Below are 22,392 nucleotides of genomic sequence, written 5' to 3'. Positions count from 1 at the left end.
TTTTATTTATCTTGGCAGTGAGGAAAGCTGAAAGCCAAATGTGACATGATCTTGAACCGGAATCCAGGCGCCGATGCCCTGTGACGTGACATTTTTCACGACGAGTTTTCGTTTATTTCCTTTCAGCACTAAGTACACTTCTCCGTAAGTCACTTTTCCTTTTTCATTCACAGCCGGTGCATATGCATGTAGATAACCGATTTTTTTAGGAGCGACTTTATAAATCTGATCCCGTTTTGTGCCAGCCCCAATGACCGTCTCAAATGCAAGCGGAAGGTTCGTTTTCTTCATTGCTTTTTGCATCATCATGCTTTTGACATCTTCAGCATTTGGAACTTTAGCTGTGAGGCCGCCCTTCACTCTGTACTGCTGTTCCTGGGCATAATGCATTTCAGCCGTTTCTTTCCCGCCGCGGTTATCCGCACGGTTTGTATTGATTTTTTTATATTCCCAGTTTGCGACTGTTTCATTTGATTCATAGCCGAGCGCCCATTTCCCGAGAAATATTGTCGCCCGGTATCCTACTGCAAGCGGTGTGCCGGATATGTTGGATTCATTCAGCATTTTGATGAGATGCGGATTTTCAATCTTCACCTCAGAATGATCGAGCAATTCCTTTGCCAGCTTGCTCGGCTGAAGCATTGGCTGATCCTGTGAAGCATTCGGATACGTGTTTTCCTTTGAAATGCTTGCGACAGAATTAGGAACCTTAAACTGCTTTTTCGCGTGGATGGGCTGAACGCCGAAAAAACTAAAGAATAACAACACGATAAGTGTGGAATGAAATAGCTTTTTCATCATATCACTCTTTCTATGGCATTTTCCCTTAGTCTTTTCATCCCGCTTTGTTGTTATCCATCATTTTTTCAGGTTAAAGAAGGAAAAAGCCGATCGCCATAATGACATATGCAGCAAGCAGTGTCGCCCCTTCAAACCAGTTGGAATCCCCGTCATTCGAAATCGCGATCATCAAGAGAACCGCTGATACCATCGCGACGAGCTCGGGCAATGTAAATACAAGCGGCATGCTTGTCGGAAAAAAGATAGAACAGATGACGAGAACCGGTGCGACAAACATAGCGATCTGCAGCGTAGAGCCGACTGCAATTTCAACGGCAATGTCCATTTTATTTTTGAAGGCCATAATAATCGCTGACGCGTGCTCCGCCGCATTTCCTACAATCGCCACGATGATGACCCCGATAAACAGCTCGCTCCACCCGAACTGTTCAGCAACCGAGTGAAAGGTATGGACCAGGTTTTCGGATATGTATGCAACCACAATCGTTGCCGCAAACAAGACAATCGTCGCAACCTTCCCTGACCATTCCGGCTCTTCCTCTTCTTCAGTCTGAGCGGCATTATTCGGCTGATAAACGCCCCGATGCGTGACAAGTTTAAAGTACAGCGCCGCCACATACAACAGAATCATAATGATGCTGATGCCGATGCTTAAATTGAGCTTGCTGGCGTTTCCCATACCAACAGAGAATACCTCCGGAATCACAAAGGCGACAATGATGGCAAAAATCAGAAGCCCGGAGTTATGGCGGGCATCATGGATATTAAATTCCTGCCGCTTATATTTTAAACCGCCGACAAAAAACGATAGGCCCGCTACCAGCAGCAGGTTCCCCAGCACTGAACCGGTTAAAGAGGCAAGCACGATTCCTGTCAGGCCTTCTTTTAATGCAAAAAGGGAAATAATCAGCTCCACCGCATTCCCGAAGGTGGCATTCAACAAACCGCCGATACGCGGTCCTGCAATGATGGACAGTGATTCTGTCGCCCTCCCCATATAGCTTGCAAGCGCGATAATCGTCACGCAATAAACGGCAAATAGAACCGCGGAAGGCCAATGCATCAAACTGCCAATCACAGAAAGCGGAACACCGGCCGCCACTAAAATAAAAAAGATACGATTCATGGTGAAATAGCTCCTTTTTTATGACTTGTTTTATTTTTATTCTTCACAAAAACCTTCATGATTACACGAGGGCAAATGTATAGCGTGATATAGGCTTTTTTCAGGTTGCCTGCTTTTGGAAAACGTTGTACGATCAACATAGATTCCACATAAGGAGAACTGACACGATGTCACGATTTCATTTCTTTATCCTTGTCTTGCTCGTTTCCATTTCCGGGTTTTCACAAGGCATGCTGCTGCCTGTCATTTCAATCATTTTTGAAACAAATGGAGAATCCGCTGCTATCAACGGCCTGCACGCGACCGGGCTGTATATCGGTGTGCTTTTGGCTTCGCCGTTTATGGAAGCGCCGCTCAGAAAGCTCGGGTTCAAGCCGCTGATCGTCATGGGCGGAAGCATTGTCATTTTAAGCTTATTCGGATTTATTTGGCTTCAGTCAGTTTGGGTCTGGTTCCTGCTTCGCCTGTTCATTGGAATCGGCGACCACATGCTTCACTTTTCTACGCAAACGTGGGTGACCTCCATGTCATCAAAACAAAATCGCGGAAGAAACCTGTCTATTTATGGGCTTTCCTTTGGCCTTGGCTTTGCCGCAGGCCCGTTCATGGTGCCGCTTGTCAAGCTGAGTCCGTCGCTTCCTTTTATCGTGTCCGGCTGCATCAGTCTGTTTGCGTGGCTTTTTGTTTTCTTTCTACAAAATGCATACCCGGAAACCAGTCCTCATGAAACCAAATCAGACAATAGTTTCAGGCGATTTTATCAGGCCATGCTGTTTGGGTGGGTTGCCTTTATGCCTACATTTGGCTATGGCTTTCTGGAAACGGCGCTGAACGGAAGCTTTCCGGTCTACGCGCTCCGTTTGGGGATATCAGTAGACGCAGTAGCGATCATCCTTCCCGCATTTGCGATTGGAAGCATTATCTTTCAGTTTCCACTCGGCATCCTCAGCGATAGATACGGCAGGCGGAATGTGCTGCTGGTGATTTTACTGACTGGGGCTCTTTGCTTTTTCATCGCCGGTGTATTTCCTTCGCCTTACGTGATCGGCGGCTGCTTTTTTATTGCAGGAATGGCAGTAGGATCAACCTTTACACTTGGCATCAGCTATATGACAGATCTTCTTCCGCCTCACCTCCTGCCGGCGGGAAACCTGCTTTGCGGCATTACATTCAGTCTCGGCAGCATCCTCGGTCCGGTTGCCGGCGGCTGGTATATGCAGACATTTGAAAGCGCAAACTTGTTCTACTTCATTACTCTTACGCTTAGCGCTGTGTGGCTGGCCCTTGTGCTGGGAAAACCGAAAAGCTGGTCACCGGCTGAAACCTATTCTTCATCTTCTTAATCAAAAAGCCTCCTGACATCATGTCAGGAGGCTTTTATGCTAATGGTAGCCGTTTTGTCCGTTGGCGCTTCCGCTTGTTTTATGGCTCGATTTGCTTTTCGAATTTTGTTTGTTATGGCTTCCGCCTTTTTTTGTATGCTTGGTCATCACGATATCCCCCCGACTTCTTTTTGAACCGAAGTTCGTTTATAGGGTGCGCTAATGGTAGGGATTTTCATCAGGAAGCTTTTTACGTTTATGTAAAAGGGCGTTGATTTCTCCGCCTAGGATAATTAAAATGCCGCTCAAGTAAAACCAAATCATCAGAACGATGATTCCCCCGATGCTCCCGTAAGTGGCGCTATAGTTCGCAAACGTGCTGACGTAAAACGAAAACAATGTGCTGACAATGATCCAGCCGATGGTCGCAAAGACCGCACCCGGCATGACAAACCGGAGAGAAAGCTTTTTGTTCGGCGCAATCACATACAGCGCGGAAAAAACAATCAACAGCACAAGCGGGCTGACACCCCAGCGAATGGCGGCCCAGACGGATAAAAACAGATCCGACGCGCCGACAAAGTCAGAAGCGAGCCTTCCAATCTCCCGGCCAAATACCGGCAGAAGCAAAGCCACTAAAATCGTAAATACCATGGCAATCGTCAAAAAAATCGAGGTAAGACGAACAATGATAAAAGAGCGGTTTTCTTCCACATCATACGCGTGGTTCAGCGACCGGACGATCGCGTTCATACCATTAGACGCAGACCATAATGCGGCGATAATCCCGAATGACAGCAAACCGCCATTTCGATTATTTAAGGTTTGATGGGTAATGGATTCAACGAGTGACATCGCACTGGCAGGAGCATATTGTTCTATGACTCCTAAAACATCATCGGTAGAAAGCGGAAGATACGCGGTGAGCGTCAGCATAAAAATCAAAAACGGAAACAGTGACAATAGAAAAAAATACGCCAGCTCCGCTGATTTACTTTGTCCTTCATGAAGGGTGTATCTGCTGAAAAGCTCTTTCAAAAAATTCATGTCGTCTCACCTCGCATGTTTGATCATTTTTTTGAAAAATGCTCTTTCGTTTCTTGCACGAGTTCCATCACTTGCGGCGTTGTTTTCTTCAGTTCTTTCACCTGCTGGTTCACAAAGTCGACTTCCTTTGAAAGCGTTTGGGCGAGCTTTTTGGCCTCATCCACTTTTGTGATGACAGTGTTTTTTAACAGCTCTGGGTTGCTTTTGTACAGTGAAAGTTTATGCTTGCATGTCAGCCATCTCATGCCGCACGCCTGTCTTGTCGGCTTATGGAGCAGTGATAACGCCGCGCCTGCCGCAGCTCCGAGAAATATCCCTTTCAGCATTAAACGTTCGTTGTTCATGCAAATTCTCCTTTCACTCACAATTGTTTTTCTTTTTGAATAGACGCAAGCAGATGCTCACAGCCCGATTTGATTAATTGGCAGACTTCTTCAAAATTCCCTGTGTAGTAAGGATCGGGAACGTCGGCAAGATCTGAATCTTCAACATAGTCCAAAAGCCTTTTGATATGCGAGGTGTTTTTAAATCCCGCCATGCTTCTGAGACTTCCGATATTTTCTGCATCCATTGCAATGATGTAATCAAAATCGTCCAGATCCTGTTCGCTGACTTGACGCGCCAGCATGCCATCAAAGCTGATTCCTTCTCTCTGCAATATCTTCTGCGTTCCCTCATGCGGCGGATTGCCGATGTGCCAGCCGCCGATTCCCGCTGAGTCCGCCTTGATTTTCCCCTCTAATCCTTTTTTGGCTGCCAGATCCCGAAAAATCGCTTCCGCCATCGGAGACCGGCAAATGTTTCCTAAACAAACAAATAACACGCTTATCATGTTGTCCAACCTCCCTATTCTTTGCCCCTATTTCTCTAAAAAGAAACCTTCATCAATATCTTAGTAGGATGTTCATTTCCTTTTCAACTGATGTCTTCACTTTTTTGGAATGAAAAGCCTGCTTTTAGAATAGGGTTTTTTTCTGATGGAATTCTGTTAGAATAAAACATACCTATATTGCGCATAGAAAGGATGGAACCATTTGTCCAGCCCAAATACAGAAACATTAACTCAAATGATTGAAGAGATTTCCCAAAAGCTGAACATGCTGAACGTCGGCGTAATCAAAGCAGAGGATTTCAGTGATGAGAAGATTGAAGACCTCACGTACCTTCACAGCATGGTGATGAAAAAAGAATCATTCAGCCCAAGTGAAATGCAGGCGATTGCTCAAGAATTAGCCTCGCTTCGTAAATGATGGAGACTGGCCGGAAACTCGGCGAGTCTTTTTTATCATTTCCCCAAACCAATTTTCCTTAGAACAGTAAACAGCAAAATGTTCGAATAAGATTTGAAGGAGTACAAGCATGCAAACGACATCTATCAAAACAGCATCCGGAATGTATATCAACTACTTCTTTCTGGGGATGGTCAACATCATTCTCGCATCCAATATGTCCTCATTAACAAAACAGTGGAATACCGATCCGACCGGCATCAGTTATGTCATTGCCGCTATCGGGTTTGGCAAACTGCTGACATACGGCATTTCCGGAGTTCTATCAGATAAAATCGGCAGAAAGCCGCTTGTTGTCGCTTCTGCGGGAATTATGGCCGTCTTTTTAGTCGGTATTCCTTTATCACCAAGCTATGAGCTGGCGTTTGTGTTCGCCTTATTAGCCGGAGTCGCAAATTCAGCGATGGATGCCGGAACATATCCGGCCCTAACCGAGCTCTTTCCGTCTGCTTCCGGTTCGGCGAATGTCTTGGTCAAAGCCTTTATGTCTGTCGGGGCCGCACTTTTGCCGCTTTTGATCACATTTTTAGCAGACCACAGCATGTTTTACGGATTTGCTTTTTATCTGCCTGCAGCGGTCTATCTCCTGAATATTATTTATTTATCAACGCTTTCGTTTCCTAAAAAACATAAGAAACCAACGAATAGCGGCCAACAGGAATCTCCCGTTTTCTTGTCTGAACCCGTTTTTCAGAAAGAAGGCACCGCACTGATTATCATCGGTTTTACATCCACGGCTTTATTTACGGTTTCTCAAATCTGGCTCCCGAGCTACGCGCAAAAGGCAGCCGGTTTAGCTGAATCAGCATCCGTACAATTGCTGAGCTATTATAGTATAGGATCTCTGGCATCTGTTTTATTATTAGCCGTTTTGCTGAACAGATGGGTCAAACCTGTCTTCATAACGCTCTTATATCCTATTATTACTTTATGTACGCTCGCAGTCATGCTGACCGTTCATATCCCAGTTGTGCTGGACATCACTGCCTTTTTCTTAGGCTTTTCAACTGCGGGTGTGTTTCAAATTACCATTACGTTAATGACAGAGCTTTTCTGGAAGCGAAAAGGAACCGTTACCGGAATTGTAGCGACCGCTTCAAGCCTTGCATCGATTCTGCTGCCGATTGCAACAGGGCTTATCGCAAAAGCGGGGGGCATCGCCCATATTTTCATATTCGACTTCGGCATTGCGGTCATCGGAACGGCTGCAGCTGCTTTCTTGTATTACAGGTACAAGAAACTGACAGGTGCTCAAGCCTAAGCAACAAAAAAACGGACGCCCAAGAGCGTCCGTTTTTTCTTATTTCTCAAGCAATGCCAATGACTCGCGGTTAAATGCCGGTATATCGTCCGGTGTGCGGCTAGTGACCAATTGATCCTGGCAAACAACCACTTCCTTGTCCACAACGTCGGCACCGGCGTTTTCCATGTCAACACGAATGGACGTATAGCCTGTCGCTTTTCGGCCATCGAGCGCTTTCGCATTGATTAAAAGCTGCGGGCCATGGCAAATAGCGAATACCGGCTTTTTGTCAGTCATAAACGCTTTTGCAAATTGGACGAAACGATCGTCAGCGCGAAGCTGGTCTGGTGAAAATCCTCCGGGAATCAAAAGCGCATCAAAGTCTGAAGGGTTTACGTCGTCAATGGACGCGTCAACCGTCACTTCAGCATTTCCCTGCTTGCCTTTTACTGTTTTTCCTTTCTCATTTTCAATGACAGTCAGTTCATGTCCCGCTTCTTTAAAGGCTTTCGCAGGCTCAGTGTACTCGCTGTCCTCAAAATAATCTGTCAAAACAACTGCAATTTTTTTCCCCATGATTCATAACCTCCCGCTTTATATGTCTACATAAAACACTCTACCCCAGCCACACTAAAATAAACATTCCGCGATTGTGACAAACGATAAGCATAAGTACCCAGTATTTGTCGTTTGATACTGCTACATAATACTCATTTTTCTCCCTTTTACAATAATCATAAAGAAACACCTACAAATAGTTACAAAATATTCTTACAATAGGAGCTGTAATACAAATTTCGTTGAAAGGTGGAGAACTGGTGAGAATACAGAAAAGACGAACACACGTCGAAAACATTCTCCGTATTCTTTTGCCCCCAATTATGATACTTAGCCTAATCCTCCCAACACCACCCATTCATGCAGAAGAAAGCGCGGCTCCTCAGGTGCATCTGAATATTTTGGCTACGACTGATATTCATGCCAACATGATGGATTACGATTACTACAGCGACAAAGAAACGGCGGATTTCGGTCTGGCGAGAACAGCGCAATTGATCCAAAAGCACCGCGAGCAAAACCCTAACACCCTGCTTGTGGATAACGGCGACTTGATTCAAGGGAATCCGCTGGGTGAATACGCGGTGAAATATCAAAAAGACGACATTATCTCCGGCACGAAAACCCATCCGATTATCAGCGTCATGAATGCGCTGAAATACGACGCCGGAACGCTTGGCAATCATGAATTCAACTACGGGCTCGACTTTCTCGACGGCACAATCAAAGGAGCCGATTTCCCGATTGTAAATGCCAACGTCAAAACAACTAGCGGTGAAAACCGTTATACGCCGTATGTGATTAATGAAAAAACCCTCATTGATGAAAACGGTAATGAGCAAAAAGTAAAAGTCGGCTACATAGGCTTTGTCCCGCCGCAAATCATGACATGGGACAAAAAGAATCTCGAGGGGCAGGTGCAGGTGCAGGATATCGTAGAATCCGCCAATGAAACGATCCCGAAAATGAAGGCGGAAGGCGCAGATGTCATTATTGCCCTCGCCCACACCGGCATTGAAAAGCAGTCACAATCAACAGGTGCAGAAAACGCCGTGTTTGACCTTGCCACCAAAACGAAAGGCATTGACGCGATTATCTCGGGCCATCAGCACGGACTCTTTCCTTCCGCCGAGTATGCGGGTGTTGCTCAGTTCGATGTGGAAAAGGGAACAATTAACGGCATTCCTGTCGTCATGCCAAGCAGCTGGGGCAAATATTTAGGCGTGATTGACCTCAAGCTTGAAAAGGCGGACGGCTCATGGAAGGTAGCAGATTCCAAAGGAAGTATTGAGTCCATTGCCGGCAACGTCACATCAAGAAACGAAACCGTTACAAACACCATTCAGCAAACACACCAAAACACACTGGAGTATGTCCGAAAGCCAGTCGGCAAAACCGAAGCAGATATTAACAGCTTCTTTGCACAGGTCAAAGATGATCCTTCCATTCAGATCGTGACTGACGCGCAAAAATGGTATGCCGAAAAAGAAATGAAGGATACTGAGTACAAGGACCTTCCAATTTTGTCTGCGGGGGCGCCGTTTAAAGCAGGCGGCAGAAACGGAGCCAATTACTATACAAACATTCCAGCCGGAGATCTTGCGATTAAAAATGTCGGTGACTTGTACCTTTACGATAATACTGTTCAAATCGTCAAGCTGACAGGCAGCGAAGTGAAGGACTGGCTGGAGATGTCAGCAGGCCAATTCAACCAAATTGATCCAGCCAAAGGCGGCGATCAGGCCTTGCTGAACGAGAATTTCCGCTCCTATAATTTTGACGTGATTGACGGTGTCACATATCAGGTCGATGTGACAAAACCGGCTAAATACAATGAGAACGGAAAAGTGATCAATGCGGATTCATCCCGGATCATCAACCTTTCCTATGAAGGCAAGCCGATCAGCCCAAGCCAGGAATTTCTCGTAGTCACCAATAACTATCGTGCGTCCGGAGGCGGCGGGTTCCCTCATCTGACAAGCGATAAAATTGTCCACGGCTCTGCAGTTGAAAATAGGCAGGTGCTGATGGATTACATTATTGAACAAAAAACAGTCAATCCAAAGGCAGACAACAACTGGTCAATCGCGCCTGTTTCCGGCACGAATCTGACGTTTGAATCCTCGCTTTTGGCCAAGCCATTTGCCGATAAAGCAGACGACGTCGCTTATGTAGGCAAGTCTGCGAATGAAGGCTATGGTGTGTATAAGCTGCAATTCGATGATGATTCAAATCCAGATCCTCCTAAAGACGGACTGTGGGATCTGACCGTCATGCACACCAATGATACGCACGCACATCTCGATGATGCAGCGAGACGAATGACGAAAATCAACGAAGTACGCAGCGAAACAAATCACAACATTCTCCTTGATGCGGGAGATGTGTTTTCCGGCGATCTGTATTTTACAAAATGGAACGGTTTGGCCGATCTGAAAATGATGAACATGATGGGCTATGACGCCATGACCTTCGGAAATCATGAATTTGACAAAGGCCCGACAGTGCTTTCTGATTTTCTAAGCGGAAACAGCGCGACCGTTGATCCGGCGAACCGCTATCACTTTGAAGCGCCGGAATTTCCGATTGTCAGCGCAAACGTTGATGTGTCAAATGAGCCCAAACTGAAATCATTTGTCAAAAAACCGCAAACCTTTACCGCAGGTGAAAAGAAAGAGGCCGGCATCCATCCTTACATTCTGTTAGACGTTGACGGGGAGAAAGTCGCCGTATTCGGCCTGACAACGGAAGATACGGCCACCACATCAAGCCCGGGCAAAAGCATCGTATTCAATGATGCCTTTGAAACAGCACAAAACACCGTCAAAGCGATTCAGGAAGAAGGACAGGTAAATAAAATTATTGCTTTAACCCATATCGGTCATAACCGTGATCTTGAGCTAGCCAAAAAAGTAAAAGGCATTGACTTGATCATCGGCGGACACACTCACACCCTCGTTGACAAAATGGAGGTCGTAAACAACGAAGAACCGACGATCGTGGCGCAGGCAAAAGAATACGGCCAATTCTTGGGGCGCGTTGATGTCGCGTTTGATGAAAATGGCGTTGTGCAAACAGACAAATCAAATCTGAGCGTGCTGCCAATTGATGAGCATACAGAAGAAAACGCAGAAGCAAAACAAGAGCTTGATCAGTTCAAAAGTGAATTAGAAGACGTGAAAAATGAAAAAGTCGGCTATACGGATGTGGCGCTTGACGGCCAGCGTGAGCATGTGCGCACGAAGGAAACAAATCTCGGAAACTTCATTGCGGACGGTATGCTGGCAAAAGCGAAAGAAGCAGCCGGCGCCAGAATAGCGATAACAAATGGCGGCGGCATCAGAGCCGGCATTGACAAAGGTGATATCACACTCGGCGAGGTGCTCAACGTGATGCCGTTCGGCAATACGCTTTACGTGGCCGATTTAACCGGAAAACAAATTAAAGAAGCTCTTGAACAAGGATTAAGCAATGTGGAAAACGGAGGCGGCGCCTTCCCTCAGGTGGCCGGAATCCAATATACGTTTACATTAAACAAGGAACCCGGACACCGTGTTCTTGAAGTCAAATTGGAAATGCGTGACGGAAAAACAGTTAATCTTGATCCTGACAATACCTACCGCGTGGCAACGAATAATTTTGTCGGTGCCGGAGGAGACGGATATTCTGTCTTTACAGAAGCCTCCCATGGTGAAGACCTTGGCTACGTTGATTATGAGATTTTCACCGAACAGCTGAAAAAACTAGGAAACAAGGTCTCTCCTAAAGTTGAAGGACGGATCAAAGAAGTATTCCTGCCGACAAAGCAGAAGGACGGCAGCTGGACACTTGATAAAGACAAATTTGCGATTTACGCTAAAAATGCCAACACGCCACTTGTCTATTATGGAACACATGAAGGATCTCAAGAGAAGCCTATCAAACTTAAAGTAAAAAAAGATCAGGTCAAACTTTTGAAAGATAGAGAATCAGATCCTTCATTGACGGTGTTCAACTACTGGTACAGCATGAAGATGCCAATGGCGAACCTTAAAACCGCAGACACTGCAATCGGAATCAAGTCGACGGGAGAATTGGATGTGTCACTGGCAGATGTATATGACTTTACAGTGAAGCAAAAAGGAAAAGAAATAAATTCATTCAAGGAGCCCGTTCAGCTTTCGCTTCGCATGTTTGATATTGAAGAAGCCCATAACCCTGCCATTTATCATGTCGACAGGAAAAAGAAAGCTTTCATAAAGACAGATAACGGATCAGTTGACGATGATATGGTGACAGGATATACAAACCACTTCAGCGAATACACGATCTTAAATTCCGGAGAGAACAACAAACCGCCTGCATTCCCGTCAGATCAACCGACAGGCGGTGATGACGGCAATCATGGCGGCGGCTCCGACAAACCAGGCGGAAAACAGCCAACTGACGGAAACGGAGGAAATGATACGCCTCCCGGCACTCAACCGACTAACGGCTCTGGAGGAAACGGTTCGGGCGGATCAGGAACAGACGGTCCGGCTGGCGGCCTGCTTCCGGACACAGCCACATCCATGTACTCGATCCTGTTGGCCGGATTTCTGATCAGCGCACTCGGCACCGCAATGTACTTACATCAGAGGAGAAAACAGAATAGAGCGAATCAGGCATAAAAAAAGAGCTGCTCGCTAAGCGAGCAGCTTTCTTTATTTAAACCCACTTCACAACATCTTCAACAGCAGATCTTGTTTTCGGACGAGGGTCTCTCACTCGGTAGCCAAATGCCACCATCACAGAAATATCAAAGCTTCCGTTTTCCAGAAGGCCTTCTTCTTCAAGAATACGGTGAATGTGATCATACTGGAAGCCTTCGATCGGGCAGGAATCAACACCGATTTGCGCAGCGGCAGTCATCATGTTGCCAAGCGCGATATAGGTTTGTTTTGATGCCCAGTCAAACAATGTTCTGTCACTTTCAAGCAAATGCAAATCGTTTTTCTGGAATTCTTCTGTTTTGCTTAAATAGCCTTCGTATACGTCTTGAGGCATTTGTTTTACTTCTTTTAAATGACGTTTGATGTAGTCCGCATTATATTTGATATCCTTCGCTGTACGCGCAAGAATCAGGACGAAATGGCTTGCGGTCGGCAGCTGCTTTTGCGCGCCCCATGTGTATTCACGAAGCTTCTCGCGGAATTCCGGATTTTGGACGACGACAAATTTCCAAGGCTCAAGGCCGAGTGAGCTCGGAGACAGTCTTCCTGTTTCTAAAATAAATTCAAAATCGCTGTCTGACACTTTTTTATTCGGGTCAAATTCCTTAGTTGCATGCCTGAAATTGTATGCATCCAGAATTTGTTTCTTTAGATCTGCCATGTAAAACACCTCTCCTTTAGGTTACTCTCATCTCTATTGTAGCCATTATGATAAAAAGTAAAAGTACGCACATTTTTGTTGGATAGTATCAATTTTGATACCAAACAAAAAAGCGCGCTGCCGCAGGCAGGCGCCTCTCTCATTTCCCCCGCCGCGCAAAATCAACAAATCGGAATTTGTCGAGACGGTGTCTGCTTTCCGTATATTGAAACAAACTGGTATCCTCCAAAAAGACGTAGTTTCTCACCACGACCATATGGTCATAGCCGCGTAAATCGAGCAGCTCTCTGTCCTCGTCCGTACACGGCTCGGCGACAATTTCTTTTTGGGCGTAACTGATCGAAAGACCGAGCTCTCCTTCTATATATTCATATATGGAGTTTTCACAAATTTCTTTCGTCAGGTGAGGGACATGCTTTCTGAAAAAGTAATCCTTGTCCAAAATCACATGTTCTCCGTCAATCTTTCTAGACCTGATGACTTCCCAGATGTCGTCATCCAGATTGGCCCGGAGCTGTTTTTGGATCAGCTCTGACGGAGGCTCCAGCCCGAATTTGTGTACAGTTGTTTTCGTTTCTTTGCCAAGCGTTTGCGCGAGCTCCTTGAAGCTGACAAGGCCCGAAACGGGAAACTGCATTTTTTCACGATTGAGCACGACGGAGCCTTTTCCCCTGATTTTCTGGATATAACCGTTTTGCGCGAGCATATGAAGCGCCTTTCGGACCGTTTCTCTTGATGTACCGTACTGTGCGGTCAACTCATGTTCAGACGGAAGAATCTCCTCCGCTTTCCATCGGCCGCCTTCAATTTGCTGTGCGATGTCTTTATAAATTGTGATGAATTTATTCACCTTCATTATGGACCACCCAGCTTAGTTTAACACGGTTTCGTTAAACGATAAACAATGGACTCATACGGGCGAAGCGTCATGTTCTGAAGCCCTTCCCTTGCTTCATCGTTCGTCAACAGCACCTCTGCCTTCCATTCGTCAGGCGCTAAAGAGTCCGGCAGTGTAAAGGCCGCCTCTGTCCCGTAAAAATTATTGATCACGAGCAGCTTTTCATTGCTGCCGTGTCTGAGATACGCAAAAATGTTCGGGTCATCCTTTGCGATTATCTCATACGTACCCTCTGTCACAATGTCATACATTTTGCGAATCTGAATCAATTTTTGATAATGGTAAAACACCGAATTCTGATCCCTCAGCGCCGCTTCAGCATTGATTTCCCGGTAATTTCCTGCAACCGGTATCCATGGTGTGCCCGTTGTAAAACCGCCATTCTCCGTAGCATCCCACTGAACGGGGGTTCTGGAATTGTCACGGGATTTCGCCTGTAAAATGGCTGTAATCTCTTGATCAGCCATTCCTTTTTCCTTAAAGGCGTGATACATGTTCAGCGATTCGACATCCCGATAGGAGCTGATGTCAGTAAACTTAGGATTCGTCATCCCCAGCTCCTCGCCCTGATAAATATAAGGCGTGCCCTGCATCATATGAATGGCCGTAGCAAGCATTTTCGCCGATTTCACCCTATATGCGCCATCATCTCCATATCTTGATACAACGCGCGGCTGATCATGATTGCACCAGAACAGAGCGTTCCATCCTCCTCCTGCGTGCATCCCCGTTTGCCAGTCAGATAGGATCTCCTTCAACTTCAAAAAATCAAACGGCGCCAAGGCCCATTTTTCGCCGTTAGGATAGTCAACCTTGAGATGATGGAAGCTGAATGTCATATCAAGTTCTTTATTGTCAGGATTCGTATACCGGATGCAGTGGTCTACGGTTGTTGAAGACATCTCACCGACCGTCATGCTGTCGTAATGTGAAAACACCTTTTCGTTCATTTCATGCAGAAATTCGTGCACCCGCGGCCCGTCAGTGTAAAAAGAGCGGCCGTCGCCTTCCTCCGCATTCGGAAAGCGCTGATCTTTAGAAATCAGGTTGATGACATCAAGCCTAAAGCCGTCTATTCCCTTTTCAAACCAAAAATGCATCATGTCATAGACATGCTTTCTGACCTCTTCATTTTCCCAATTCAAATCAGCCTGCGTCACATCAAACAGATGCAAATAGTATTGGCCCGATGCTTCGTCAAGCTCCCATGCCGAGCCGCCGAATTTCGATTCCCAGTTTGTCGGAAGAGAACCGTTTTCCTGCGGGTCTTTCCATATATAAAAATCACGGTACGGGCTGTCTATTGAAGAGATCGCCTCGCGAAACCATTTGTGCTCTGTTGACGTATGATTGACAACAAGGTCCATGACGACTTTCAGGTCTCTTTTATGTGCTTCGGACACTAGCCGCTCAAAATCCTCCATCGTACCATATTCAGGATAAATCGAGTAATAATCACGAATATCGTACCCATTATCATGCTGAGGAGAATCATAAATCGGCGTCAGCCATAGCACATCCACTTGAAGTGTTTTTAAGTAATCCAGCTTTTCAATAATGCCGTTCAAATCGCCGACACCGTTTCCCGTCGTATCGTTAAAGCTTTTCGGATAAATTTGATAAACCACAGCTTTTTTCCACCATGGCGTTTGTTCTGTTTTCATCTGTTTCCACCACCATATTTAAATTGAAAACGGGAAAAGGGAACGTGCAACACGTCCCGCTCCCCATTTGTTATTTATGTTTGAATCTCGCATACGCGTATGTTCCGGCAAACGGCACGATCAATACAATAGCCATCCCGATTGCAAACGCGCCCCAGTACTGGCTCATGATTGAGAAAATCCCCGGCACGCCGCCGACACCGACGGAGCTTGCCAGCACACCTTGAGAAGAAATATACATTCCGGCCAGGCCAGAGCTGACCATTGCAATGATAAACGGGAATCTGTATCGCAGATTCACCCCAAAGATGGCAGGCTCTGTAATGCCAAGATAAGCAGAAATCCCTGATGTAAGGGAGAGGCCTTTTTGTTTCTCATCCTTCACGATAAACATCATGGCCAGAGCTGCCGAACCTTGTGCTATATTAGAAAGCGCCAGCATCGGCCATAAAAAGGTGCCGCCGAGCTTTGAACCGATGAGCTGCAGGTCGACTGCAAGAAACGTGTGATGCATACCGGTAATCACGAGCGCTGAGTAGAAACCGCCATATAACAGACCGCCCAGTGCGGCAAAAGAACCAAACACCGAGATAAGCCCTGAAGTCAGTACATTACCGATCGCAAATGTAATCGGGCCGATAATGATAAAAGAGGCAAATCCTGTTAATAGAAGCGTAATTGGTGCGACAACGAGCAGCTGTATGCCCTCAGGTGTGCGTTTTGTTAAAAATACCTCAATCTTCGCCAGCATATAAGAAGCAAGCAAAATTGGGAGCACCTGGCCCTGATAGCCGACTTTCTGCACCTCTAGGCCGAATAGATTCCATACCGGGATCTCTCCGCTTTGTTCTGCCGCGCCATATCCCCACGCATTCAGCAAATCAGGATGCACGAGCATAACTCCGAGCACAATGCCGAGAAGCGGATTGCCGCCGAACCGCTTGACGGCAGACCATCCGATTAACGCAGGCAAAAACGTAAAGGCCGTGCCTGCAATCAGGTTAATCATATTAGCAAGATCCGCCCACTGCGGATAAACCTGCACAATCGATTTTGTACTGAAGAAAATGCCTTCCGCCGTTAAAATGTTATTGATCCCCATTAAAAGACCCGCCGTGACAATCGCAGGCAATATTGGAATAAAAATATCTGCAAGCGTTTTCACAGCACACTGCAAAGGATTCATGTTTTTTTCTGAGGCCTTCTTCACTTCATCCTTTGTTGACTCGCCAATCCCCGTTTCCTTAACCAGTTCAGCATATACTTTATTGACAGTTCCCTGACCGATTACGACCTGAAACTGTCCGTTTGTCGAGAATGATCCCTTTACCACATCAATTTGATCAAGCATCTCTTGGTCAACCTTGCTTTCATCTATTAAAGCAAAACGCAAACGTGTAACACAATGAGTTGCCGCTGCAATATTTTCAGCACCGCCGACTGCTTCGACAATCTGACGTGCCGATTTGTTCAGTTCCCCCATGCCAACCCCTCCGTATCCGTTTTTATAACTTGTATATACAACTTATAATCATATTGTATTCCTGTATATACAGGTAGTCAACATTTTTTTATAGCGCTTTCATCCTAGTCTGGAATATATGAAACAGACAAGGTTACCCTAAAAGTCACAATCACTTATTGAATATGACATTAAAAAGCAGGGTGAGCCTCTATGAATAAACGCGACAAAGCGCTTCAGCTCATCAAAGAGCTTGAAGACAATCAGGACAGACCGATCTCTCCCAATTTGAAGGAAAACCTCGATAATCTGACCTTATTAACAGAAGACTGCTCAGACATCGTATTTAGACAATTTGACTTTGGAAACGGGCTGTGCGGATTTATTGTTTATATCGAAGGAATTGTAAAATCTGAACATATTCAGGATCACGCCCTCCGCCCTTTCTTAATGCATTTGACGGATCAAATAGATGAACATGAAGAGGCGCTGCAAAATACTCTATCCATTTCAAGTGTTGCAATAGAAACGAGTATGAGCAAAGTGGCTGCATCCATCATTGAGGGGAACGCGGTTTTATTTGCCGACGGGCACTCAAAAGGCCTGATCTTAAATATAAAAGGCGGACAAAGAAGAAGCATTGAAGAGCCGATAACAGAATCGACCATCAGAGGGTCAAGAGAGGGCTTCACTGAAAGCCTCAGGGTCAATACCGCTCTTGTGCGCTTTCGCGTCAAAACGTTTCAGCTTAAAATGATCTCGTTTAAAATCGGCACAAAAACCAAAACAGATGTTGTCTTGGCCTATATTGACGGGCTTGCCGATCCAAAGGTCATTGACAAAGTAAAAAAAAGAATCAAAAAGATTAAGATTGATGCTGTCTTAGAAAGCGGATATATTGAAGAGTTTATCGAAGACGACACGTACTCGCCATTCCCCCAGCTGCAATACACAGAAAGGCCGGACACCGTCGCCGCCCAGCTTCTCGAAGGCCGATTTGCCATTTTCACAGATAATACGCCCTTTGTCTTAACAGGCCCGATTACGTTTTGGCAGCTTATGCAGGCCAGTGAAGATTACTATGAACGTTATTTGATGTCTAACTTAATCCGCTGGCTTCGCTATATGTTTTTATTCGTTGCTTTATATTTGCCGGCTATTTATGTTGCCGTTATTACATACCACCAGGACTTAATGCCGACAAACTTAATGTTCAGTGTGGCCTCTGCGCGTGAACCGATTCCTTTCCCCGCCATCATAGAAGCATTGATTATGGAAATTTCTTTTGAGGCTCTCCGTGAGGCGGGAGTGCGCCTGCCGAAAACCATCGGCCAGACCGTCAGTATTCTCGGGGCCCTAGTCATTGGGACAGCCGCTGTTGAAGCGGGAATTGTGTCTGCCCCCATGGTGATCATCGTATCGTTAACAGGGATCGCGTCATTTACAATTCCGCGGTTTAACTTAGCTATCTCCATCAGGATGCTTCGTTTCCCGCTTATGTTTTTGGCGAGTATTTTCGGGATTTTCGGCATTATGCTCGGCACGATTATCTTAGTGCTCCATTTATGCAAGCTGCAATCTTTCGGTATTCCTTATTTATCCGGGATTTCTCCGTTTAAACGAGAAGAAGTAAAAGATATTTTTGTCAGGGCGCCTTGGTGGACGATGACCAGAAGGCCGGGCACGTATTCGCGCGGCAACGGACAGAAGGGAGCGAAAAGAGAGGACCCAAAAGATGAAGAAAACAATATATAAGTGTGTTGTGCCGCTTCTCATTTGTATCCTTCTAACGGGGTGCTGGGACCGGACAGAAATCAATGACATTGCATTTGTTGTCAGCTCAGCCATTGATAAGAAAAAAGATCAGTATCGAGTGGCCATGCAGATTCCCTTGGTCGGCCAATTAGGCGGACAAACAGGGGGCGGCGGCGGAACTGCCGGTTCAAAAACATGGTATGTTGATTCAGCTTCCGGCACTACGATCAGAGAAGCGAACAACAAGCTGCAAACCTCCTTGTCACGGACAATCAATACGTCCCACAGACGTACAGTCATTATTGGAGAGGATATGGCGAGAGACGGCGTTGCCCCAGTCTTTGATATTTTAACGCGAAATCCGCAGAACAGATTAACGGCGCTCATTTTAGTCAGCCGGGGAGAAGCGCGGGACATTTTAAACACCGATGTCCAGCTTGAACAGTTTCCGGCGGAAATGATTCGGGAGCTGGCCATTATCGCAACGAGCCGCCCCGTTTTCTTAAGCAGATTCATGTCTGATCTAGTAGAAATAGGCAGTGATCCGTATGCACCGGTCATCTCTGCATCTAAAACAAAACCTGGAGGTAAAGGCAAATCTAATTTGAAAATTGACGGGCTTGCGATCTTTAAAAAGGACAGATTGATGGATATTTTCAAAGATGAACACATGACAGCAGCCCTGATGTTGCTGAATCAAGCCCGCCAGCCAGAATTCATAGTAGACCTGCCGAATCAAATGGGGCAAGCATCCATTCAGCTTCAAAAGTCCAATGCATCCTTTCATGCCGCTGAAAAAAACGGAAAGCTGTCAATGACAATCGAGATCAGAGCTAAAGGAATTATTATGGAAAACCAATCAACCTATGAGACGAGAGAAAATGACCAGTATTACATCATTCAAAAAGCACTAAATAGAACCATAAAGAAGGACGTGATCAGCACCGTTCATCGTTTGCAAAAGCTAAAGGCGGACCCGGCCGGCTTTCAAGACAGGACCATCAGAAGCACGGCAACCACGAAGAATCTGCTGAAAAAGGAATGGGAAGAGGTATATAAGGATATGGAGGTTCACGTCGTCCCAATTGTGACGATTGAGCAGGGCGGTGTCCTATACAAAACGATCAGCCATTAATGGAGGTGCGTCAGCATGATCAGCTATATCGTACAGACATTGATTGTGTGCATTGCCATATACGCATATGAGTGGAAGAATTTTCGTTCCGCTAACAATCTAACAAAATGGGCCTTCAGCCTGCTAATTGCAGGAAGTGCTTTTCTATGGATTTATATGAGAGTGAATCCCCTGCTTCCGCGGCTGGGACACCTGTTTAAATATATTCCGTTTTGAACATGACAGAAAGGATGTGCTTTATGGACAAGACCTCTGCATACCAAGGATTATTTTTCGGAGCTCTGTATACGTTAGCGGTCGGATTAAAGCATGCTCCGATTCTCATGATCGAATCAGCAAAACAAAATGCCTGGCACAGCTACATCCTCGGCGTTGTCATCGTGATTCCGGCACTCTGGCTCATGCATAGGCTGATGAAAAAGCATCAGGATAAAAATATCTATGAGCTGCTGAGCGATGACTCACCAATCGCAGGCCGGATTATCATTTTACTGTTTTCTTTGTATTTCCTGTTAATCAATGCTCATGATTTACGTTTTTTCATCAATTTGATTAACATTTTATTTCTCCCGAGAACACCAATGGCTGTTCTTGGCGGTGTTATTATCTTTGTGGCGATCTGTATTGCCAGAGAGGGAAAAGAAACATTGACCAGAATGGCGCAGATATTCCTATTTCCATTCGGCATCCTGGTCTTGTTCCTTCCATTTACGCTGGCCACACAAATTGAGCTTCAAAACTTGACGCCTGTTTTTGAAGGTCTAATCCCATATCTTCAATCAGGCTATTACGCGTTTGGGACAATGGGGGAATTGATTATCCTTCCGCTTCTCTTCTCAAACCGAAGCGTCCCGCTAAAATACACCATTTTCGCGATACTGCTGGGCGCTTTATTGCTGGCCGTGATGTTATTTTCTTCAATTTCTGTCTTTGGTCCCAACCTGACATCTACTTTCTTTGATCCTGCTTATATGGTCATCAGGCAGATCCGCATTACGGATTTTCTGGATCGCTCAGACCTGATCATCGCGGCTTTTTGGATTCCGGTCATTATGGTGAAGATAGCAGGTTCCCTATATATCGTGGTATACGGCCTTTCGTTTTTACACTCAAAAATCGACCCGAAAGCCATGTATACACCAATCGGCATGTTCTCAGTCGTATGCAGCTTTTGGTTCTTTTTAAATACAAATCAGCTAATCGACTTTAACAGAATCAAACCAATCATTAATGTAGTGATTTCTCTTTTGCTGCCTTTACTCATTTATTTGATCATAAAAAGCAAAGCGTTGTTCGGCGCCAAAGCAAAGCACTAGGAGTTTTTAGCTTCTTTTGTTTGATAAACAGGATTCTGTTTTGTTTTCCTTATATCTTTCAGGTAGTACTGTTCAGATGTAAAGAATTCGGTGTACAGCGCTTTTACCTTTCTGCTCAATAACAACAGCGCAATCACATTTGGAACGAGAATAAAAGCCAATGCTAAGTCCAAAAAACCCCAAATGGCTTTTGCTCCGCCTGCGGCACCTATGATAATAGCCGCTAAATAAACGAATTTGATCACGTGTCCTGCCAGCCGCCCGAACAGAAATTCAGCTTGCTTTACGCCGTAAAAAATGACAACCATAATGGTTGATACGACAAAGAAGACCAGGGAAACCGAAACGAAGTACCCTCCGCCAGAACCGAAATAATGCTGAAATGCAGCCGTCGTCAGTGCTGCCGGGTCAATTGAGGCGTTCTTCCCTGTCCAGACACCAGATGCAAGAACGACAAAAGCGGTGGTCGTGCAGATGATCAAGGTGTCAATGACAATGCCGATCACAGACCAAAACCCTTGCCGCACAGGATGATCAGTCATTGCTGCCGCATGTGCAATCGGGGCTGTTCCCATTCCGGCTTCATTAGAATAAAGGCCGCGGGCAAATCCCCAGCGAACGGTTTCCGCCAACGCAGCACCTGCGAAACCTCCAACTGCTGAAGAAGAGGTAAACGCATTTGAAAAGACGAGAGAGAAAAACGCCGGCACTGATGATAGATTCATGAGAACAATCAGGAGACCGGCTCCCGCGTATGCCCCTGCCATAAGAGGCACGACAAACTCTGTTACTTTTCCGATCCGCTTTACCCCTCCTATCACCACTAACCCAATCAAAAATGCAATTCCGATTCCTGCGTATATTTTATTGAAAGAAAACGTCTCGGCAAGCGAGACTGAAACCGAATTTCCCTGAACCATAATGCTCGGGATCAGCTCCACAATCAGCGCAACAGAGAAGAATACGCCGAGCCATTTCATGCGCAGCCCTTTTGTTATGTAATACATCGGTCCCCCGACGTATTCACCCTGCTCATTTTTTTCTCTGTAATGAACAGCAAGAACACTTTCAGAAAACTTAATCGCCATGGCAAATAAGGCAATAAGCCACATCCAAAAAACCGCTCCTGGTCCTCCAAACATAATAGCGGCGGGCACACCGACAATGTTCGCTGCACCGATCGTTGAACTGAGGGCTGAGGTCAATGCCTGAAGCGGTGTGACTGTGCCCTCTCCCTTCGGCTTTTTTCCTACGCTGCCGATTGTCTGTTTGAAAATGTATAAAGGATAGCGAAATTGAAAACCTTTCAGCAAAATAGTGAAATACAACCCCGTCCCCGTCAGCAGGATGATTAGCGGCGGGCCCCACAGCCAATCAGATATATGCTCTATCCATACTAATAGTCGTTCCATCCCATCACCCTT

The 22,392-nt window shown here is 45.8% G+C and carries 19 protein-coding genes; 8 read left to right on the top strand and 11 right to left on the bottom strand.

Annotation, left to right across the window (positions count from 1 at the left end; all coding sequences use genetic code 11):
- Nucleotides 1-6: 6 nt before the first annotated feature.
- A complete protein-coding gene (locus NYE56_RS03900; protein ID WP_003233657.1) occupies nt 7-801 on the bottom strand; it encodes a YfkD famly protein in 795 nt (264 codons plus the stop codon).
- A 70-nt stretch (nt 802-871) separates the two neighbouring features.
- Entirely contained in the window at nt 872-1,927 is a 1,056-nt protein-coding gene (gene cax / locus NYE56_RS03895; RefSeq protein WP_003242902.1) for a calcium/proton exchanger, read from the bottom strand.
- A gap of 167 nt (nt 1,928-2,094) precedes the next feature.
- On the opposite strand from cax, the gene NYE56_RS03890 reads away from it, so the two are divergent.
- Nucleotides 2,095-3,270: an MFS transporter gene (locus NYE56_RS03890; RefSeq protein ID WP_003233661.1), complete on the top strand. Its 1,176-nt coding sequence runs from the start codon at nt 2,095-2,097 to the stop codon at nt 3,268-3,270.
- A 198-nt stretch (nt 3,271-3,468) separates the two neighbouring features.
- Here the strand turns inward: NYE56_RS03890 and NYE56_RS03885 are convergent, their stop codons facing one another.
- From NYE56_RS03885 to yfkJ, 3 genes are read right to left on the bottom strand one after another with little or no spacing between them, the layout of a single operon-like run.
- Nucleotides 3,469-4,296: a YihY family inner membrane protein gene (locus tag NYE56_RS03885; protein WP_268556138.1), complete on the bottom strand. Its 828-nt coding sequence runs from the start codon at nt 4,294-4,296 to the stop codon at nt 3,469-3,471.
- Between the two features lie 23 nt (nt 4,297-4,319).
- Nucleotides 4,320-4,640 carry a hypothetical protein gene (locus NYE56_RS03880; protein ID WP_003233665.1) on the bottom strand — a complete coding sequence of 107 codons (321 nt, stop codon included), beginning with the start codon at nt 4,638-4,640 and terminating at the stop codon, nt 4,320-4,322.
- A 17-nt stretch (nt 4,641-4,657) separates the two neighbouring features.
- On the bottom strand, nt 4,658-5,128 hold the full coding sequence (yfkJ, locus tag NYE56_RS03875) for a protein-tyrosine-phosphatase (protein WP_268556139.1): 471 nt from the start codon (nt 5,126-5,128) through the stop codon (nt 4,658-4,660).
- A gap of 202 nt (nt 5,129-5,330) precedes the next feature.
- On the opposite strand from yfkJ, the gene NYE56_RS03870 reads away from it, so the two are divergent.
- Together NYE56_RS03870 and NYE56_RS03865 are read left to right on the top strand one after the other, a co-directional pair.
- Nucleotides 5,331-5,546 (top strand): DUF1128 domain-containing protein, encoded by a 216-nt coding sequence (locus NYE56_RS03870; protein WP_010330293.1) that lies wholly within the window; start codon nt 5,331-5,333, stop codon nt 5,544-5,546.
- A gap of 109 nt (nt 5,547-5,655) precedes the next feature.
- Nucleotides 5,656-6,846: an MFS transporter gene (locus NYE56_RS03865; protein ID WP_003243812.1), complete on the top strand. Its 1,191-nt coding sequence runs from the start codon at nt 5,656-5,658 to the stop codon at nt 6,844-6,846.
- 39 nt (nt 6,847-6,885) lie between these two features.
- On the opposite strand, the gene yfkM is transcribed toward NYE56_RS03865, so the two are convergent.
- Entirely contained in the window at nt 6,886-7,404 is a 519-nt protein-coding gene (gene yfkM, locus NYE56_RS03860; protein WP_047182280.1) for a general stress protein 18, read from the bottom strand.
- A 242-nt stretch (nt 7,405-7,646) separates the two neighbouring features.
- Here yfkM and NYE56_RS03855 point away from each other — a divergent pair, with 242 nt between their 5' ends.
- Nucleotides 7,647-12,035, top strand: a complete 4,389-nt coding sequence (locus NYE56_RS03855) for a multifunctional 2',3'-cyclic-nucleotide 2'-phosphodiesterase/3'-nucleotidase/5'-nucleotidase (RefSeq protein ID WP_341283491.1) — start codon at nt 7,647-7,649, stop codon at nt 12,033-12,035.
- A gap of 37 nt (nt 12,036-12,072) precedes the next feature.
- Here NYE56_RS03855 and NYE56_RS03850 read toward each other — a convergent pair whose 3' ends face one another.
- The 4 genes from NYE56_RS03850 to treP all read right to left on the bottom strand — a co-directional run bounded on the left by NYE56_RS03850 (nt 12,073) and on the right by treP (nt 16,783).
- Entirely contained in the window at nt 12,073-12,738 is a 666-nt protein-coding gene (locus tag NYE56_RS03850; RefSeq protein WP_014476144.1) for an NAD(P)H-dependent oxidoreductase, read from the bottom strand.
- Nucleotides 12,739-12,877: 139 nt separating this feature from the next.
- A complete protein-coding gene (gene treR, locus NYE56_RS03845) occupies nt 12,878-13,594 on the bottom strand; it encodes a trehalose operon repressor (protein ID WP_003233679.1) in 717 nt (238 codons plus the stop codon).
- Nucleotides 13,595-13,614: 20 nt separating this feature from the next.
- Nucleotides 13,615-15,300 carry an alpha,alpha-phosphotrehalase gene (treC, locus tag NYE56_RS03840; protein ID WP_123374176.1) on the bottom strand — a complete coding sequence of 562 codons (1,686 nt, stop codon included), beginning with the start codon at nt 15,298-15,300 and terminating at the stop codon, nt 13,615-13,617.
- A gap of 70 nt (nt 15,301-15,370) precedes the next feature.
- On the bottom strand, nt 15,371-16,783 hold the full coding sequence (treP, locus tag NYE56_RS03835; protein WP_341283490.1) for a PTS system trehalose-specific EIIBC component: 1,413 nt from the start codon (nt 16,781-16,783) through the stop codon (nt 15,371-15,373).
- Between the two features lie 192 nt (nt 16,784-16,975).
- On the opposite strand from treP, the gene NYE56_RS03830 reads away from it, so the two are divergent.
- From NYE56_RS03830 to NYE56_RS03815, 4 genes are read left to right on the top strand one after another with little or no spacing between them, the layout of a single operon-like run.
- Nucleotides 16,976-18,517 carry a spore germination protein gene (locus tag NYE56_RS03830; RefSeq protein ID WP_341283489.1) on the top strand — a complete coding sequence of 514 codons (1,542 nt, stop codon included), beginning with the start codon at nt 16,976-16,978 and terminating at the stop codon, nt 18,515-18,517.
- Nucleotides 18,498-19,652: a Ger(x)C family spore germination protein gene (locus tag NYE56_RS03825; RefSeq protein WP_268556147.1), complete on the top strand. Its 1,155-nt coding sequence runs from the start codon at nt 18,498-18,500 to the stop codon at nt 19,650-19,652. The genes NYE56_RS03830 and NYE56_RS03825 overlap by 20 nt, the downstream gene beginning before the upstream one ends.
- Before the next feature lie 15 nt (nt 19,653-19,667).
- Nucleotides 19,668-19,868 carry a hypothetical protein gene (locus tag NYE56_RS03820; protein WP_003233686.1) on the top strand — a complete coding sequence of 67 codons (201 nt, stop codon included), beginning with the start codon at nt 19,668-19,670 and terminating at the stop codon, nt 19,866-19,868.
- A 23-nt stretch (nt 19,869-19,891) separates the two neighbouring features.
- Nucleotides 19,892-20,968 carry an endospore germination permease gene (locus NYE56_RS03815; protein WP_335450401.1) on the top strand — a complete coding sequence of 359 codons (1,077 nt, stop codon included), beginning with the start codon at nt 19,892-19,894 and terminating at the stop codon, nt 20,966-20,968.
- Here the strand turns inward: NYE56_RS03815 and NYE56_RS03810 are convergent.
- Nucleotides 20,965-22,380: an alanine/glycine:cation symporter family protein gene (locus tag NYE56_RS03810; protein ID WP_015252561.1), complete on the bottom strand. Its 1,416-nt coding sequence runs from the start codon at nt 22,378-22,380 to the stop codon at nt 20,965-20,967. The two genes, NYE56_RS03815 and NYE56_RS03810, sit on opposite strands and share 4 nt — an antisense overlap.
- Nucleotides 22,381-22,392 lie beyond the last annotated feature (12 nt).

Source organism: Bacillus sp. FSL R5-0603, from assembly GCF_038050295.1.
Classification (GTDB): domain Bacteria; phylum Bacillota; class Bacilli; order Bacillales; family Bacillaceae; genus Bacillus; species Bacillus subtilis.
Note: the sequence above shows the minus strand (reverse complement) of the source record. Positions and strands in the feature narration are given on the sequence as shown.

What these genes read in the sequence shown, in the direction of transcription:
- NYE56_RS03825 (WP_268556147.1), top strand. Translation starts at nt 18,498, where the DNA reads ATGAAGAAAACAATATATAAGTGTGTTGTGCCGCTTCTCATTTGTATC.
- NYE56_RS03820 (WP_003233686.1), top strand. Translation starts at nt 19,668, where the DNA reads ATGATCAGCTATATCGTACAGACATTGATTGTGTGCATTGCCATATAC.
- NYE56_RS03830 (WP_341283489.1), top strand. Translation starts at nt 16,976, where the DNA reads ATGAATAAACGCGACAAAGCGCTTCAGCTCATCAAAGAGCTTGAAGAC.
- treP (WP_341283490.1), bottom strand. Translation starts at nt 16,783, where the DNA reads ATGGGGGAACTGAACAAATCGGCACGTCAGATTGTCGAAGCAGTCGGC.
- NYE56_RS03810 (WP_015252561.1), bottom strand. Translation starts at nt 22,380, where the DNA reads ATGGAACGACTATTAGTATGGATAGAGCATATATCTGATTGGCTGTGG.
- NYE56_RS03880 (WP_003233665.1), bottom strand. Translation starts at nt 4,640, where the DNA reads ATGAACAACGAACGTTTAATGCTGAAAGGGATATTTCTCGGAGCTGCG.
- NYE56_RS03900 (WP_003233657.1), bottom strand. Translation starts at nt 801, where the DNA reads ATGATGAAAAAGCTATTTCATTCCACACTTATCGTGTTGTTATTCTTT.
- NYE56_RS03890 (WP_003233661.1), top strand. Translation starts at nt 2,095, where the DNA reads ATGTCACGATTTCATTTCTTTATCCTTGTCTTGCTCGTTTCCATTTCC.
- treR (WP_003233679.1), bottom strand. Translation starts at nt 13,594, where the DNA reads ATGAAGGTGAATAAATTCATCACAATTTATAAAGACATCGCACAGCAA.
- treC (WP_123374176.1), bottom strand. Translation starts at nt 15,300, where the DNA reads ATGAAAACAGAACAAACGCCATGGTGGAAAAAAGCTGTGGTTTATCAA.
- yfkJ (WP_268556139.1), bottom strand. Translation starts at nt 5,128, where the DNA reads ATGATAAGCGTGTTATTTGTTTGTTTAGGAAACATTTGCCGGTCTCCG.
- NYE56_RS03885 (WP_268556138.1), bottom strand. Translation starts at nt 4,296, where the DNA reads ATGAATTTTTTGAAAGAGCTTTTCAGCAGATACACCCTTCATGAAGGA.
- cax (WP_003242902.1), bottom strand. Translation starts at nt 1,927, where the DNA reads ATGAATCGTATCTTTTTTATTTTAGTGGCGGCCGGTGTTCCGCTTTCT.
- NYE56_RS03865 (WP_003243812.1), top strand. Translation starts at nt 5,656, where the DNA reads ATGCAAACGACATCTATCAAAACAGCATCCGGAATGTATATCAACTAC.
- NYE56_RS03850 (WP_014476144.1), bottom strand. Translation starts at nt 12,738, where the DNA reads ATGGCAGATCTAAAGAAACAAATTCTGGATGCATACAATTTCAGGCAT.
- yfkM (WP_047182280.1), bottom strand. Translation starts at nt 7,404, where the DNA reads ATGGGGAAAAAAATTGCAGTTGTTTTGACAGATTATTTTGAGGACAGC.
- NYE56_RS03815 (WP_335450401.1), top strand. Translation starts at nt 19,892, where the DNA reads ATGGACAAGACCTCTGCATACCAAGGATTATTTTTCGGAGCTCTGTAT.